This window comes from Actinomadura sp. NEAU-AAG7, from assembly GCF_018603865.1.
Taxonomy (GTDB): domain Bacteria; phylum Actinomycetota; class Actinomycetes; order Streptosporangiales; family Streptosporangiaceae; genus Spirillospora; species Spirillospora litoris.
In genome coordinates this window covers 157,036-172,559 of record NZ_JAHFZY010000011.1, presented here as the reverse complement: position 1 = coordinate 172,559, position 15,524 = coordinate 157,036, and the positions used below count along the sequence as shown (strand labels likewise).

Below are 15,524 nucleotides of genomic sequence, written 5' to 3'. Positions count from 1 at the left end.
GAGTGGCTCCTGCCGGGGGAATCGGGGAAAGGACTTGGGTCGAACGTGGGTCCGCCTTGAATGAGACGACTCCGCCGATGAGCCGGGACGAGGTCGACCGGGCGCTCGAACATCTGCGGGACGAGAAGCAGCGCATCGGGACCGCCCTCCTCGAACTGGAAGGCCATCAGGGCTACCAGTTGCTGGAGGGCGCGGCGGTGGAGGGTGAGACGCGGCGCGTCCAGGCCACCGTGCAGTCCCGCATGTCCGCGATGTGGGCCCTGTTCGACCTGTACACGCGGGCGCTCGGCGCCGCCGAGGAGCTGAGGACGCGGCACTCCCGCCCGGGGCAGGCCGACCTCGCGCGCCTCACCTGGCTGCTCTCGGGCCCCTCGGTGGAGCTGCCGGCGGAGGAGGTCCCGCTGGAGCGGCGGACGCTGCTGTCGGTCCCGACCGGGGAGAGGCTGACGCTGGAGGCGGCCGTCAAGCGCATGACGCCGCTGTACGAGGAGGTCGCGCGGGCCGTCGCGGCGCTCGACACGGTGTGGTCGGCGCTGCTGTCGCGGCTCGCCGAGGTGGAGGCCGAGCGCCGCGCGGCGTTGTCGCTGCGGGACGCGCTCGGCGCGGCCGACCCCGAACTCGACCGGCTGGCCGCCGACCTCGCGGCGGCCGGCGCGACCGTGCGCTCCGACCCGATGGCGATGGCGCGGGACGGGCGCGCCGACACCGCCCGCCTGGACGCCCTGCACGCCGCGCTCGGCGGGGCGCGCCGCAGGCTGGAGGACGCCGAGCGGCTGCGCGCCGGGTTCGACGAGCGGCTGCGCGCCCTCGGCGGCCTCCTGGACGAGGTGCGGGCCGCGGAGGCCGCGGCCGCCGCCCACCGCGACGAGGTCCTCGCCAAGATCGCCTCACCCGTGCTGCCCGACCTGCCCGCGCTGTCGGGCGGGCTGGACCGGCGGCTCGCCGCGCTCGGCCGCGGCGGCGACTGGAGCGGGCTCGCGGCCCGGGTCGCGGACCTGGAGCGGGCGGCGCGCGCCGCGCTGGAGGAGGCGCGGCGGACCGCCGAGGTGATCCGCGGCCTGCTCGACCGGCGCGAGGAGCTGCGCGGACGGCTGGAGGGGTACCGCGTGAAGGCTGCCAGGCTGGGCCTCGCGGAGGACGCGGCGCTCGCGGAGATGTACGAGCACGCCCGGCGGCTGCTGTGGTCGTCGCCCTGTGACCTGCGAAAGGCCACCGTGACCCTGTCCGACTACCAACAGGCCATCACCACACGGACGAAAGGAGCGGAACGATGAGCCAGTGCACCGCGACGCCGGGCTGCGACGGAACCATTGACGGCGGCTTCTGCGTCAAATGCGGCATGTCAGCCGCATCGGCCCCCACCGGCTCGTCCGCGCCGATTGTCTGCTCTGTCCCAGGTTGTGGGGGCACGATCGTCGATGGCTACTGCGAGAGATGCGGCTCTCCACCGGCGGCCGTCCCCGCCGCCAGATCGGCGCCCGCGGCGGCCGCGGCATCGGCTCCGGCATCGGCCGCGGCATCGGCTCCGGCGGCGAGCGCCCCCGCCCCCGCCTCCGCCTCCGCCCCGGCCTCGGACAGGTGCGGCCAGCCCGGCTGCTCCGGGACGATCGTGGACGGCTACTGCGAGTCCTGCGGTTCGCCGCCCTCGCAGACGTCGGGCTCGTCCGGCACGTCGGGCGGCACGTCCAGCGGCTCCTCCGGGTACATGTCGGGCAGCACGTCGACCGGTGGGACGTACCGGACGGGCAGCACCCGCACCGGCTCCTCGCGGTCGTCCAGGGGCCGCGGCAGGCTCGGCGAGGGGCTCGTCGAGGTGCCCCCCGTTCCTTACCGCGACCCGTCCACGGCCGTGATGAGCGACCCGCAGGTCGCCGAGAACAAGCGGTTCTGCAGCAGTTGCGGCGAGCCCGTCGGGCGCAGCCGGGGCGACCGGCCCGGACGCACCGAGGGCTTCTGCGCGAAGTGCCGCGCCGCGTTCTCCTTCCGGCCGAAGCTCTCCCCCGGCGACCTCGTCCACGGCCAGTACGACGTGCTCGGCTGCCTCGCGCACGGCGGCCTCGGCTGGATCTACCTCGCCAAGGACAAGAACGTCAGCGACCGGTGGGTGGTGCTCAAGGGCCTGCTGGACAGCGGCGACGCCGACGCCATCGAGGCCGCGGCGGCCGAGCGCGCCTTCCTCGCCGAGGTCGAGCACCCCAACATCGTCCGGATCTACAACTTCGTCCAGCACGCGGGCGACGGCTACATCGTCATGGAGTACGTCGGCGGGCAGTCGCTCAAGGACATCCTGCTGCACCGGCGCCGCGAGCTGGGCGAGGAGTCCCTGCCGGTCACGCAGGCGATCGCGTACGCGCTGGAGGTGCTGCGCGCCTTCGACTACCTGCACACGCAGGGCCTCGTCTACTGCGACTTCAAGCCCGACAACGTGATCCAGTCCGAGGAGCAGCTCCGGCTGATCGACCTCGGCGGCGTCCGCCGGCTGACCCGGCAGGACGGCGCCATCTACGGGACGATCGGCTACCAGGCCCCCGAGATCGCCGACGAGGGCCCCTCGATCACCTCCGACCTGTACACGGTCGGCCGGGCGCTGGCCGTGCTGAGCTTCCCGTTCAAGGGCTACACCCGCAAGTACGTCGACAGCCTGCCGGCGCGCGGGGAGGTGGAGCTGCTGCGGCGCTATGAGTCCTTCGACCGGTTCCTGCGCCGCGCGACCCACCGGGACCCGGCGGAGCGCTTCCAGGACGCGGGCGAGATGGCCGAGCAGCTCACCGGCGTGCTGCGGGAGATCCTCGCCACCGAGGACGGCGAGCCGCGGCCCGAGCCGTCCGGGCTGTTCGGGCCCGAGCGGTTCGCGGCGGGCGACACCCTCGTCAAGGGCGGACGCGCCGCCCCGGGCGACCCGAGCGAGCCGGACGCCCTCGACGGACCCGAGCCGGCGCTGCCGCCCGTCCCACCGGCGCGGGCCGCCGCCGCGCTGCCGGTACCGCTGGTGGTCAGGGAGGACCCCATGGCCGGGTTCCTGCGCGGGCTGACCGCGCTGGAGCCCGCGCAGCTCGCCGCCGCCGTCGCGGGCGCGCCCCAGCACACGCCCGAGGTGCGGTTCGCGCTCGCCCGCGCCAAGATCGAGATGGGCCTGTTCGACGAGGCCGAGGAGTTCCTGGAGGAGCTCGGGCAGGAGCTGCCCGGCGACTGGCGGATCGAGTGGTACCGGGCCGTCTCCGTGCTCGCGCAGGGCCGGGTCGCCGAGGCCGAGCCGCGCTTCGACCGGCTCTACGGGCTGCTGCCCGGGGAGGCGGCGCCGAAGCTGGCGCTCGCCTACTGCCGCGAGCGCGGCGCGCCCGCCGACGCCGTCCGGCTCTACGAGCTGGTGTGGCGCACCGACCAGAGCTACATCAACGCCGCGTTCGGCCTCGCCCGCGTGCACCTGGCCGCGGGCGACCGCGGCGGCGCGATCGCCGCGCTCGACTCCGTCCCGAAGATCTCCATCCGGTACGTGCCGGCGCAGGTCGCGGCCGTCGCGACCGCCGTGCGCGGCCGGCACGCGGACGAGCTGACGGCGGCGGAGCTGGTCGAGGCGGGCGAGCGGCTCGGCCGGCTCGGCCTGGACGGGGAGCACGGCGACCGGCTCGCCGCCGAGGTGCTGGAGGCCGCGCTCGACTGGCTGGTCGTCGGGCCGGGCCCCGGCGCCGGGGCGCGGGGCGGGGCGCTGCTCGGCGAGCAGCTCGCCGAGGCGCCGCTGCGGTCGCTGCTGGAGAGGACCTACCGGGGGCTGGCACGGCTGACCCGCGACCGCGAGGAGAGCCGCTTGCTGATCGACGCCGCCAACACCGTACGCCCGAGGACGCTGCTGTGACCGATGACCAGGCGAGCACCAAGTCGGCCGAGCTCGCGTGCCCGAGCTGCGGCGAGATCGTGTACGCCGGGGAGAAGTTCTGCGAGGAGTGCGGGCACCGGCTGGACGGCGCCGAGCCGGGCGGTGCTCCCGAACCCCGCCCGGACGGGCTGAGCCCCGCCGCCCGCGCGGGCGCCACGATCAAGCAGAGCTCGGCGTCGCCGCGCGCCCGCCGCGCGCCGGCCGCGGTGCCGTGCGCGCAGTGCGGTGGGACGGCGATCGACGAGGACGGCTACTGCGAGCGGTGCGGGCTCCGCCAGCCCGTCGACCGCGACCATGTCGAGATCGAGATCCCCGCCCGGGACGCGGCGCCGCCCGCGAACGGAACCGCGAACGGGGCCGCGGGCAACGGCGTCGCCGAGGTCCGGCGGCTCGTCGCGGCGGGCGCGAGCGACCGCGGCCTGCGCTACCCCCGCAACGAGGACGCCATCGCCCTGATCGCCCACTCCGCCGGGATCGCGGCCGTGGTGTCGGACGGCGTCGGCTCCTCCCAGCGCCCCGAGGACGCCTCCCGCGCGGCGGCCGACACCGGCGCCGCCGAGTTGGCCGCGCGCCTGGACTCGGGCGAGGACCCCGCCGAGGCCACCCGCGCCGCGGCGCTGAAGGCGGCCGAGGCCGTCGCGGCGTTGGCCGAGTCCCCGTCCGAGGCGCCGTCGTGCACCTACGTGTCGGCGGTGACGCGGGACGGGGCGCTCACGGTCGGCTGGGTCGGCGACAGCCGCGCCTACTGGCTGGCCGCGCAGGAGCCCCCGCCGCCCGGGGGCGACGGCGACGACGGGCCCGACACCGCCGAGTTCGCCCTGGCCGACCTCGACACCGGCGACACCCAGCCCGACGGGGGCGACGCGGTCGAGGTCGTGGACCTCGACGGGTCCCGGCAGCTCACCGACGACGACTCGTGGGCCGCGATCATGGTCGCGCAGGGCGCGCTGACCGAGGCCGAGGCGGAGGCGCACCCGAACGCGCACGTCATCACCGCCTGGCTCGGCGCGGACGCCGAGGAGGTCAGGCCGCACGTGCGGACGTTCCGCCCGTCCGGGCCGGGCACGCTGCTGGTGTGCAGCGACGGCCTGTGGAACTACTTCCCGCAGGCGGCGGACCTCGCGGGGCTGCTGTCGAACACCGGCGAACCCGCCTCCGGCGGCGCCGCCCCCGGTGCCGCCCCCGGTGCCGTCGCCGGCGCCGACCCCGCGCCCTCCGCCGCCGGCGGCCCGGCCGCCGACCCCACCGCCGATCCGCTGCGCGCGGCCCGGACGCTGGTGCGCCGCGCCCTCGACGCGGGGGGCCGCGACAACATCACGGTCGCCGTGATCCCCGTCCTGCCCGCCTTTCCGACACAGAGCACGGAGCAGCGCCGATGAGCCAGCACCCCCAGTTCAGCATCAGGATCGACCAGAACAAGTTCCTGCCCGAGGGCGGCCGCGAGGTGCACGCGATCGTGTCGGTGGAGGCGACCGCCGCCGACGGGGCGGCCGCCGCCGCGCCCACCGCCACCGACGCGTCCGAGGTCATCATCATCGACACCTCGGGGTCGATGTCCTACCCCGACACCAAGCTGCGCGCGGCGATCGCCGCCGCGCAGACCGCGATCGACACGCTGCGCGACGGCGTCCGGTTCGCGGTCGTGTCCGGGTCGAACTCGGCGGCGATGGTGTACCCCCAGCAGCCGGGACTGGTCCCGGCGAGCGAGGAGAGCAGGCGCCTCGCCAAGCACGCGCTGAGCAGGCTGAAGGCGTCGGGCGGTACCGCGATCGGGTCGTGGCTGCGGCTGGCCGACCAGCTGTTCGACGACCGGCAGGGCGCCATCCGGCACGCGATCCTGCTGACCGACGGCAAGAACCAGCACGAGACGGCGGAGGAGCTGGACTCGGTCCTGTTCCGCTGCGCCGGGCGGTTCGTGTGCGACTGCCGCGGCGTCGGCACCGACTGGGAGGTCGCCGAGCTGCGCAAGATCTCCTCGGCGCTGCTGGGCAGCGTGGACATCGTCGCCGACCCCGCCGGGCTGGTCGCCGACTTCGAGGCGATGACGCGGGCGGCGATGGGCAAGTCGGTCGCCGACGTCGTGCTGCGGGTGCAGACCCCGCAGACCGCCAAGCTGCGGTTCGTCAAGCAGGTCATGCCGTCGGTGGAGGACCTGACGGGCCGCCGCGTCGACAACGGCCCGCAGGCGGGCGACTACCCCCTCGGCGCGTGGGGCGCGGAGAGCCGCGACTACCACCTGTGCGTGGAGGTCCCGCCCGGCGACATCGGGCGCGAGCTGCGGGCCGCGTGGGTGAAGCTGGTCGTGCCGGACGCCTCCGGCGGCGAGTCGGCGCCGCTGGCGACCGGCAACGTGCTGGCGCAGTGGACCGACGACGAGGCGCAGTCCACCCGGATCAACGCGCGGGTCGCGCACTACACCGGCCAGGCGGAGCTGGCCGCCGTCATCCAGGAGGGGCTGCAGGCCCGCAAGGACGGCGACCTCGACACCGCCACCGCGCGCCTGGGCCGCGCGGTGGTGCTGGCCGACGAGGCGGGCAACGACGCGATCACCTCGATGCTCCGCAAGGTCGTGGACGTCGTCGACCCCGCCACCGGGACCGTCCGGCTCAAGCGCGACATCGACAAGGCCGACGAGATGGAGCTCGACACCCGCTCGTCCAAGACCGTGCGGACGCGCCACAACGAGGTCCACACGCGGCGGGACGAGACCGTGCACACCCGGCGGGGCGAGGGCTGAGCATGCCGACCTGCCCCAACGGCCACTCCTCGCAGTCGGACGACTACTGCGACCTGTGCGGCGAGCGCATCGGCGCGGCGTCCGGCGCGTCCGCCCCGTCGGTCCCCTCGGGCGGCGGCGGAGGGGTGGGCGTCCCGACGCAGGCGATGCCCACGCCCGGCGGCACCCGGTGCCCCGACTGCGGGACGCCCGCGAGCGACCGGTTCTGCGAGGCGTGCGGCTACGACTTCGCCACGGGCGGCGGCAGGCCGACCCCTCCGCAGCCGGCCCCGGCCCCGGCCCCGAGCTCGTCCCTCTCGCCGCCGCCCGCCCCGGCTCCGGCGCCGGTCCCGGCTCCGGCGCCGGTCCCAAATCCGGCGCCGCCCCCGGCTCCGTCCCCCGCCCCGAACGGCGCGGGGGCGTGGACGGCCGTGGTGATCGCCGACCGCGACTACTACAACGCGGTCATCGCCGAGGAGGGCCCGGACTCGGCGTCCCTCTCCTTCCCGCCCTACGCCCCGGAACGGCGCATCCCGCTCGTCAAGCGGGAGGTCCGCATCGGGCGGCGCAGCTCGTCCCGGCCCGAGCCGCCCGAGATCGACCTGCGCGAGCCCCCGGAGGACCCCGGCGTCTCGCACACCCACGCGGTCCTGCTCGCCAAGCCGGACGGCACCTGGACGCTGGTGGACCCCGGCTCCACCAACCGGACCTGCCTCAACGGGTCCACCACCCCGATCCCGTTCAACGTCGAGGTACCGCTCTCCGAGGGCGACCGCATCCACATCGGCGCCTGGACCACCATCACGCTCACACGAGGCGAGGCGACATGACCGCCGTTCAGCAGACGCCCGCGACGGGGACGGCCGCCACCGCGTCCGGCGCGCCGCCCGCCCGGCGCGGCCCGTCCTCGATCCGGCCGAGGCGCACCCCGCCGCCGGCGCGGAAGGGCCTCGCGCGGACGCTGCCGCGCACGGTCGCGGGACGCGTCAGGACGCTGACGGCGCTCGCCCTCGCGCTGCTGCTCGGGCTGCTCGGCGCGGCGTGGTGGGCGGTCGCGAGCGCCCGCGAGGGCGTCCAGGTGATCGGGTACGACGCGGGCCCGCAGGTCGTCGCGACCGGCGACCTGTACTTCCAGCTCACCGAGATGGACGCGCAGCTCGCCGACGCGCTGCTCATCGGCGGCGCCCCCGGCGGCGGCCGTGACCGGGCCCTCGCCGCCTACGACCGGAGCCGCGCGAAGGCCGGCGAGGCGCTGCTCCAGGCCGCCAAGCTCGCCGACGAGTACACCGAGGACACCACCGCCCGCGAGCTGGTGTTCGCGCTCGGCCGGTACGAGCGGCTCGCCACCCAGGCCCTCGACCTCGACCGGCGGGCCGGGCACACCTCCGGGGCGCCGCCGCAGAACGTCGTGCTGCAGTACCGCGCCGCGACCGACCTGATGAAGCTGGACCTGCTGCCCAAGGCCTACAACCTGACGCTCGACAACGGCACCCTCGTCCGGCACACCTACGAGGACCGGCGGTCCGACGTGCTGGACGGGCGCACGCTGATCCTCGTCACGGGCGTGGCGCTCCTGGTCGTGCTGGTCGGTCTCCAGGTGTACATGGCGGCCCGGTTCCGGCGGACGCTGAACCCGGCGCTGGCCCTCGCCACGCTCCTCACGCTCGTCCTGACCGGGGTGAGCGCGGTGATGCTGTCCGGGCAGGCGAACCATCTGCGCGACGCCAAGGACGACGGTTTCGACTCGATCCTGGCGCTGTCGCGCGCCCGCGCCATCAGCAACAGCGCGAACGCCGACGAGACGCGGTACCTCATCGACCCCGGCCGGGCGGACTCCTACGAGCAGGTGTTCCTGAGCAAGTCCCAGACCGTCCTGTACCTGAAGGCCGGGAACCTGAACGAGTACAACCAGGCGGTACAGAAGGGGCTGGACTTCGAGCGGGGGCGGGTGCCGTTCCTCGGGTTCTTCGGCACCGAGGCGTCGCGCTCGACCGACGGCAGGCAGCGCGGCGCGCTCGTCAAGGTGCTGGAGGAGTACCGGCGGTTCCAGGCGAACGACCGCCGGATGCGGGACCTCGTGAACGGCGGGCAGCGCGCCCAGGCGGTCGCGGCGCACGACGCCGCCGCGGGCGACTACGTCCGCTACGACAAGTCCCTCCAGTCGCTGATCGAGGCGCACCAGGCCGCGTTCCGCGCCGCGGTCGCGGACGGCGAGGGAGGCACGGAGGGCTGGTACGGCGTCCTGCCGGTGGCCGGCGTGATCATCATCGCGCTCACGCTGATCGGTGTGCGCCCCCGGCTGGCGGAGTACCGATGGTCTAGGTGAGGGGGCGTCATGGGCGCAGCACGGTCGGCACGGTCGAGGGCGGCACGGTCGGGATCGGCACGGTCGGGATCGGCACGGTCGGTACGGCGGCGGGGCGCGCCGCCGCGCGCCGGCGCGGGGGCGGTGCTCGCGGCCGGGGCGCTCCTCGCGGCCGGCGCCTGCGGGGTCGCCGACGCGGGCGAGAGCTCCGTCGCGAGGAAGGACAGCCTCGTCGTCGGGGTCAACTCCGACCAGCCCGGCGTCGGCCAGCGCGTCGGAGACGGCCACCAGGGCTTCGACATCGACGTCGCGAAGGAGGTCGCCCGCCGCCTCGGTGTGCCCCCGGAGAACCTCACCTTCAAGCAGGTCGGCTACGCGACCCGCGACTCGATGCTGCGGTCGGGCAAGGTCGACCTCGTCGTGGCGAGCTACTCCATCACGCCCGAGCGCAAGACACGGGTGACGTTCGCGGGCCCGTACTACGTCGCGCACCAGGACATCCTCGTCCCCGCGTCGGACACCTCCGTCAAGGACGTGCACGACCTCAAGGGCAAGCGCCTGTGCAAGGTCCCGGGGTCGGTCTCGTTCCCGCGCGTGCACGACGAGAAGGGCGTCGCCGCGCTGCCGGTCGAGGCCGGCGGCTACGCGGCCTGCGTGGCCGAGATGTCGGCCGGACGGATGGACGCGGTGTCCACCGACGACCTGATCCTCGCGGGCCTCGCGGCGCAGGCGGCGAAGGACGGGCGGGGCCGCCCGCCGCGGTTCGTGAACGCACCGTTCTCGGACGAGCCGTACGGCATCGGCATCCGCAAGGGCGACCTCGACGGCTGCGAGGCCGTCAACAAGGCGATCACCGAGATGTACCAGGGCCCCACGATGCGCGACCTGCTGGCGAAGTGGTTCGGCGACACCAGCCTCAAGGTGACCACGACCGTCCCGCAGTTCGAGGGCTGTGACTGACCGCGACCGCGCAGGACGGGGGCGTGACGTCGGGGCCGTCCACGGGGGCTCGGGGCGCGGTTGAGACCGGATGGCCACTGAGATCAGTCGGTTACGTAAGTTCCGGTCGTCGCACGTGATCGTAAGTTATGGTCGCGAACAAAACCCGAACCGGTGGAATACGGCCGCCTGAGGAGTGCCATGACGACGGTCATCCTGGTGGTGATGTGCGTCGTGGTGGGGGCGCTGGAGCTCTACGCCGGAAAGCAGAGCAAGGACCAGGCGAACGCGTTCACGCGCCGGATCGAGGAGCTGAACCAGCAGGTCACCAAGCAGAACAACGTGCTGGTGACGGTCGGCGAGCAGCTCACGGCCGAGCTGGCGCGGGTGAAGCAGGACGTGCTGCCCGCGCTCGACGACCGGCTCCGGCACAGCAGCGGGCAGGTCGACGAGCTGGCCGCGCGCGTCCACGAGGCCGACGACCACCTGCGCACGCAGGGCGCGCGGCTCCAGGAGCTCGAACAGCAGCGGGTCACGCTCGCCGCGCTGCGCCGGAAGCTGACCGAGGTCGAGGCGACGGTGCGGGCGGTGACCGGCGCGGGCGCCGCCGCCGTCGAGGGCAGGGTCGACGCCGCGCTGGACCGGCTGGCCGAGCTGGAGCGCGGCGGCGCGGAGATCCTGGTGCTCCAGCGCACGCTCACACGGACGCTGGAGACCGTCGAGGACGTCGTCGCCGAGCTGCTCCGCTTCACCGAGGGCAGGCTGGACGACACCGTCGCCGCCGCGCTGACCGGCCGCCCCCAGCCGCCCGCGGGGGCGCTCAGCGGCTCCCCCGCCGCCGACGCCGGCGTCACCGCCACAGGACGGCTGTGGACGCGCGACGAGCAGCTCCAGGACATCCTCACCGACCTGTACGAGCGGTGCGTCCACGCGAACCGGCTCGACGTCCGGTTCCGCACGGCCGAGGGCGGCGAGGGGCCCGCGACGGGGTCCTCCGCGCGGCACCGCTACTTCCTCGGCGGGCAGGATGCCGAGGACCTCGCCGGGGCGTTCAGCGCCCTGCTCATCTCGACCGGCGCCGACCTGCCCCGCAACGGCCCGGCGTCCGGTGACGGGCGGCGCGGCCTCGCCCGCGTCGAGCCCGGCCTGCCCTCCGGTGTCGCGCCGAGCCGCCCGCCCGAGGACGAGGCGGCGCTCAAGGCGCTGCTGCGCGCGCTGTTCGAGAGCGCCGGGGCGGTGGCGCAGATCGGCCCGCTGATGGCCGTCCGGACCCGGGACGAGCTGCTGTGCGCGGTGCTGACCGCGCCGCAGTCGCTGGAGCTGGAGAGCGACGAGGTCTTCTGGGACCCGGCCGCCGCGACCGTCCGGCTGCGGCGCCTGCCGTCCCACCAGCTCTGGGACCTCACCGCATGGGCCGCGACGTCCTAGGGGGCCGCGAGGACGGTCCCGTAGGCGCGGACGGTGCGCTCCGCCGGATCCCCCAGGCGCACGTACACCGGGCACCGGGCGGCGCGCGTCGTCGGTTCCACCTCGGCGCACAGCCCGACACCGGCCGCGCGGTCGAGGAAGACGACGTTCTCCACCGCGCGGGCGCCGCGCACCGCATACGGCACCGAGTCGGCGTCGCCGGCGTCGAGGAGCTCCTCGAAGGTCAGCCTGCGCGCGAACCGCACCAGCGCCGCCGCGTCCACGACCCGGGTGCCGATCGCCGCGCTCGGACCGGCGACGACCAGTCCGAAGCTCGGGCTCTCGCGGCCGCGCACGTAGATCTCGCGGTCGGGCTCCAGGCCCCGCCGCCGCTCGGGCAGGTGCAGGCCGAACCCGGCCTCGCCGTCCAGGAAAGCGGGAGGCCCGACCCACACGGGAGCGGCCCGCCGCCCGCCGGGCGCCGCCTGCCGCACCACCTGGTGGGCGCCCGCCGGCGCCTCCCAGCCCGGCAGGTACACGCCGAGCCCGCGCAGCAGCAGCCGCCAGATCGGCCGTCCGGTCACGCCGGGCGCGAACGCGCCCCGCGCACCTCCGGCGTCCCGCGCCGACTCACCCGGCCCGTCCATCGGCCGGTCGCCCGGCCCGCCCACCGGCTCCCGCACCCCGTCCATGCCCATCATCATCAGCCGACGATCCGGCGCGCACAAGGCCGGACCGCCGGGCCTCCTCGCCGGGCCCGCGGGCGCCCCGCGGCCTTACCGCGCGGCCTCTGCACCGGCGCCGCCCGTTCGGCTACGGTTGGACCCACCAGACCATGACGAGGACGCCACCGTGAATCTGCAGGACATGATGGTGCGCCGCGACAACTCCTCGCGGACGGTCGACAAGTATCTGATGGCCTACGAGGGCCGTGTCATCGCCGTGCGGCGCCACCCCGCCGTGCTGCTGTTCCCCGTGGCGCTGGTGGTCGGCGGGCTCATCGCGTGCGGCGCCGCCTACGCGGTCTCGGGCGTCCTGTGGCTCTGGTTCCTGTGGCTGATCGCGATCGGCTACCTGGTCTGGAAGCTCATCGCCTGGTCGGTGGAGTTCTTCCTGGTCACCGAGCACCGCGTGATGCTGGTCAGCGGCATCCTCAACCGCAACGTCGCGATGATGCCGCTGGCGAAGGTCACCGACATCGCGCTGGAGCGCTCCGTCGCCGGGCGGATGCTCGGGTACGGCGAGTTCGTGATGGAGTCGGCGGGCCAGAAGCAGGCGCTGCGCAACGTGGGTTTCATGCCGTATCCGGAGCAGCTCTACCTGGAGGTGTCGTCGGTCATCTTCGGCACGATCGACGAGTCCCCCGACTGACGCGCCGCCCGGCTGACACGCGGCACGGCCCCGACCCACGGATGGAGCGCGAGACCATGGCCTTCTCCCCCGCGCCGCTCGACGCGATGCGCGACGCCATGGCCGGGCACATCGAGCGGGGCGCGCTGCCGGGTCTGGTCACGGTCGTGTCCCGGCGCGGCGAGACCCGTGTCGAGGCGCTCGGGGCCGCGTCGGTCGGCGGCCCCCCGATGAGCCGCGGCACCCTCTTCCGGATCACCTCGATGACCAAGCCGATCGCTGCGGCGGCGGCGCTGACGCTCGTCGAGGAGGGCGTGCTGCGCCTGGACGACCCGGTGGACGCCCTCCTGCCCGAGCTCGCGGGACGCCGCGTCCTGCGCGCCCCGGAGGGGCCGCTGGAGGACACCGTGCCCGCCGCCCGTCCCATCACCCTGCGGGACCTGCTCACCTTCCGCTGCGGCCTCGGCATCGCGCTGGACGGCTCCCTCTTCGGGACGCCGTTCGACGACGCCGTCCGCGAGCTGGGCCTCATGGGGTTCGGCCCGCCGCGTCCGGACGCGCCCCACACCGCCGACGAGTGGCTCGGGCTCGTCGGGACGCTGCCGCTCCAGTGCCAGCCCGGTGAGCGGTGGCTCTACAACACCGGGTACGTCATCCTCGGCATCCTCATCGAGCGCGCCTCGGGGCGTCCGCTGGAGGCGTTCCTGCGCGAGCGCCTGTTCGAGCCGCTCGGCATGCGCGACACCGGGTTCCACGTCCCCGCCGCCGACCGGGGGCGCCTCGCCGACTCCTACTCGCCGGACGACGCCGACGGCCGGCTCACCGTGTACGACGGCGCCGACGGCCGCTGGAGCCGTCCGCCCGCGTTCCCCGACGCCGGGGCCGGGCTGGTGTCGAGCGCGGACGACTACCTCGCGTTCGCCCGGATGCTGGCCGACGGCGGCGCGCACGGCGGCGCGCACGGGGGCGCGCACGGGGGCGCGCACGGCGGGGAGCGGCTGCTGTCGCGGCGGACGGTCGAGCTGATGACCACCGACCAGCTCGCCCCCGGGCAGCACGCGGACGCGCTCGGCGAGGCGCGCGGCTGGGGGTTCGGCGTGTCGGTCGTGCTGCGCCGCGACGAGCCGTACGCGACGCCCGGACGGTACGGCTGGAACGGCGGGTTCGGGACGTCCTGGGCGAACGACCCCGCCGAGGACCTGACCGCGATCCTGCTGACGCAGCGTCCGATGCCGCCGGGCGCCTCTCCCGTCCGCGACGACTTCTGGACGTCGGTCTACCGGTCCCTCGCCTGAGGCCCCGCCGCGGCGGCGGTCCGCCGCGCCACGACCGCGGCGATCAGCGCGCCGGACGCGAAGATGAGCGTGCCCATCACGTTGACCTGCGGCGGCGTCCCGGTCCGCGTCGAGCCGTAGATCCACAGCGGGAACGTGACCGTGGCCCCGCCGGTGAAGCCGGTGATCACGAAGTCGTCGACCGACAGCGTGAACGCCAGCAGCGCGCCCGCGACCACCCCCGGCCTGATCATCGGGAGCGTGACGAGCCGGAACCGCGTCCACGGCCCGGCGCCCAGGTCCCGCGCGGCCTCCTCGACCGCCGGGTCGAGGCGCGCGACGCGGGCGCGGACGGTCACCGCCACGAACGCGATCGAGAACATCACGTGCGCGGCGAGCACCGTCGGGTAGCCGCGCGGCACGCCGAACGTGACGAACATGGACAGCAGCGACGCGCCCATCACGATCTCCGGGCACGAGATCGCCATCAGCAGCACCAGGTTCGCCGCGCCGCCGCCGCGGAACCGGTGGCGGCCGAGCGCGATGCCCGCGAGCGTCCCGATGACCGTGCTGACCAGCGTGCTGAGCAGCGCGATCGTCAGCGAGTTCAGCACGGCCGTGGTGAGGTCGCCCTTGTCGAGCAGGTGCGCGTACCACCTGAGCGTGAAGCCCTCCCAGCGGAAGTTCTGCTTGCCGTGGGCGTCGTTGAACCCGAACGCGACCATGACCGCGACGGGCAGGAGCAGCCAGGCGATCAGCAGCAGCGTGTAGACGCGCAGGCCGGAGACGGCCTCGCGGGGGCGGGGCGTCATCGTCCGGCCGCCACGTCCAGCACGCTCCGGGCCCCCCGGGCGCCGAGGGCGCGGGCGTAGGCGAAGACGCCGAGCAGCAGCACCGCCATCAGCGCGAACGACAGCGCGGACGCGACCGGGTAGGCGCCGTTGTCGAAGTACTCCGCCTGGATCACATTGCCGACCATGGTGTCGCGGGGACCGCCGAGCACCTCGGCGTTGACGTAGTCCGCCGACGCGGGCGCGAACGTCATGATCACCCCGGCGAGGACGCCCGGGAGCGACAGCGGCAGGACCACTCGCGCGAACGCCTGCGCCCGGCTCGCGTACAGGTCGTGGGCGGCCTCCACGAGGCGGGGGTCGATCCGCTCCAGGGCGACGTAGATGGGCAGCACCATGAACGGGAGGAAGTTGTAGGTCAGCCCCGACACGACGGCGAAGCCTGTATCCAGAACGTGGAAATCCTGCGGGAGGATGCCGTGGTCGCGCAGGGGCCCGAGCAGCGGGCCGTTGTCGGTGAGGACGAGCTTCCACGAGACCGTCCGGAGCACATACGAGACGAAGTACGGCAGCAGAAGGAGGAACAGGTACGTCGACTTGTGGCGACCGGCGCGGAACGCGATCCAGTAGGCGGCCGGATAGGACAGCGCCGCGCACGCCGCCGTCGCCAGCAGGCCGTACCAGAGCGACCGCAGGAAGGCGTCCCTGTAGGTGTCCAGCGCGTAGGTGTAGTTCTGCCAGTGGAACGTCTGCCGGAACCCGTCCACGAGGTTGCCGGTCTGCAACGACAGCGACACCATCAGCGCCATCGGGACGACGAAGAACGCCGCCAGCCACAGGCCGCCCGGCAGGATCATCAGGTAGGGCG

General features: G+C 74.6%; 14 protein-coding genes. 10 read left to right on the top strand and 4 right to left on the bottom strand.

Annotation, left to right across the window (positions count from 1 at the left end):
- The first annotated feature begins 77 nt into the window (after positions 1 to 77).
- On the top strand, positions 78 to 1,274 hold the full coding sequence (locus KLI87_RS37180) for a hypothetical protein (RefSeq protein ID WP_156221177.1): 1,197 nt from the start codon (positions 78 to 80) through the stop codon (positions 1,272 to 1,274).
- A gap of 343 nt (positions 1,275 to 1,617) precedes the next feature.
- Here KLI87_RS37180 and KLI87_RS41990 read toward each other — a convergent pair whose 3' ends face one another.
- Positions 1,618 to 1,758 carry a hypothetical protein gene (locus KLI87_RS41990; RefSeq protein ID WP_374225501.1) on the bottom strand — a complete coding sequence of 47 codons (141 nt, stop codon included), beginning with the start codon at positions 1,756 to 1,758 and terminating at the stop codon, positions 1,618 to 1,620.
- Here KLI87_RS41990 and KLI87_RS37175 point away from each other — a divergent pair.
- The 7 genes from KLI87_RS37175 (at position 1,706) to KLI87_RS37145 (ending at position 11,262) form a co-directional block, all read left to right on the top strand.
- A complete protein-coding gene (locus KLI87_RS37175; protein ID WP_374225499.1) occupies positions 1,706 to 3,853 on the top strand; it encodes a tetratricopeptide repeat protein in 2,148 nt (715 codons plus the stop codon). The two genes, KLI87_RS41990 and KLI87_RS37175, sit on opposite strands and share 53 nt — an antisense overlap.
- Entirely contained in the window at positions 3,850 to 5,253 is a 1,404-nt protein-coding gene (locus KLI87_RS37170) for a protein phosphatase 2C domain-containing protein (protein WP_214620753.1), read from the top strand. The genes KLI87_RS37175 and KLI87_RS37170 overlap by 4 nt, the downstream gene beginning before the upstream one ends.
- The gene (locus KLI87_RS37165) at positions 5,250 to 6,611 is read left to right on the top strand and encodes a VWA domain-containing protein (protein WP_156221179.1); all 1,362 of its coding nucleotides are present in this window, start codon (positions 5,250 to 5,252) and stop codon (positions 6,609 to 6,611) included. Before KLI87_RS37170 ends, KLI87_RS37165 begins: the two co-directional genes overlap by 4 nt.
- Positions 6,612 to 6,613: 2 nt before the next feature.
- Positions 6,614 to 7,420: an FHA domain-containing protein gene (locus KLI87_RS37160; protein ID WP_214620752.1), complete on the top strand. Its 807-nt coding sequence runs from the start codon at positions 6,614 to 6,616 to the stop codon at positions 7,418 to 7,420.
- A complete protein-coding gene (locus KLI87_RS37155) occupies positions 7,417 to 8,916 on the top strand; it encodes a hypothetical protein (RefSeq protein WP_246251112.1) in 1,500 nt (499 codons plus the stop codon). The genes KLI87_RS37160 and KLI87_RS37155 overlap by 4 nt, the downstream gene beginning before the upstream one ends.
- 123 nt (positions 8,917 to 9,039) lie before the next feature.
- Positions 9,040 to 9,855 carry a glutamate ABC transporter substrate-binding protein gene (locus KLI87_RS37150; protein ID WP_308166496.1) on the top strand — a complete coding sequence of 272 codons (816 nt, stop codon included), beginning with the start codon at positions 9,040 to 9,042 and terminating at the stop codon, positions 9,853 to 9,855.
- 180 nt (positions 9,856 to 10,035) lie between these two features.
- On the top strand, positions 10,036 to 11,262 hold the full coding sequence (locus tag KLI87_RS37145) for a hypothetical protein (RefSeq protein WP_156221184.1): 1,227 nt from the start codon (positions 10,036 to 10,038) through the stop codon (positions 11,260 to 11,262).
- On the opposite strand, the gene KLI87_RS37140 is transcribed toward KLI87_RS37145, so the two are convergent.
- The gene (locus KLI87_RS37140) at positions 11,259 to 11,933 is read right to left on the bottom strand and encodes a hypothetical protein (protein WP_246251114.1); all 675 of its coding nucleotides are present in this window, start codon (positions 11,931 to 11,933) and stop codon (positions 11,259 to 11,261) included. The genes KLI87_RS37145 and KLI87_RS37140 overlap by 4 nt on opposite strands.
- Before the next feature lie 160 nt (positions 11,934 to 12,093).
- Between KLI87_RS37140 and KLI87_RS37135 the strand changes: the two genes are divergently transcribed.
- Together KLI87_RS37135 and KLI87_RS37130 are read left to right on the top strand one after the other, a co-directional pair.
- Positions 12,094 to 12,612 (top strand): PH domain-containing protein, encoded by a 519-nt coding sequence (locus KLI87_RS37135; RefSeq protein ID WP_372492362.1) that lies wholly within the window; start codon positions 12,094 to 12,096, stop codon positions 12,610 to 12,612.
- 56 nt (positions 12,613 to 12,668) lie between these two features.
- The gene (locus tag KLI87_RS37130) at positions 12,669 to 13,886 is read left to right on the top strand and encodes a serine hydrolase (RefSeq protein WP_250904625.1); all 1,218 of its coding nucleotides are present in this window, start codon (positions 12,669 to 12,671) and stop codon (positions 13,884 to 13,886) included.
- Here the strand turns inward: KLI87_RS37130 and KLI87_RS37125 are convergent.
- Both KLI87_RS37125 and KLI87_RS37120 read right to left on the bottom strand, forming a co-directional pair.
- Positions 13,868 to 14,677, bottom strand: coding sequence for an ABC transporter permease (locus KLI87_RS37125; protein WP_214620749.1), 810 nt, complete (start codon positions 14,675 to 14,677; stop codon positions 13,868 to 13,870). The two genes, KLI87_RS37130 and KLI87_RS37125, sit on opposite strands and share 19 nt — an antisense overlap.
- Positions 14,674 to 15,513, bottom strand: a complete 840-nt coding sequence (locus tag KLI87_RS37120) for an ABC transporter permease (RefSeq protein WP_214620810.1) — start codon at positions 15,511 to 15,513, stop codon at positions 14,674 to 14,676. The genes KLI87_RS37125 and KLI87_RS37120 overlap by 4 nt, the downstream gene beginning before the upstream one ends.
- Positions 15,514 to 15,524 lie beyond the last annotated feature (11 nt).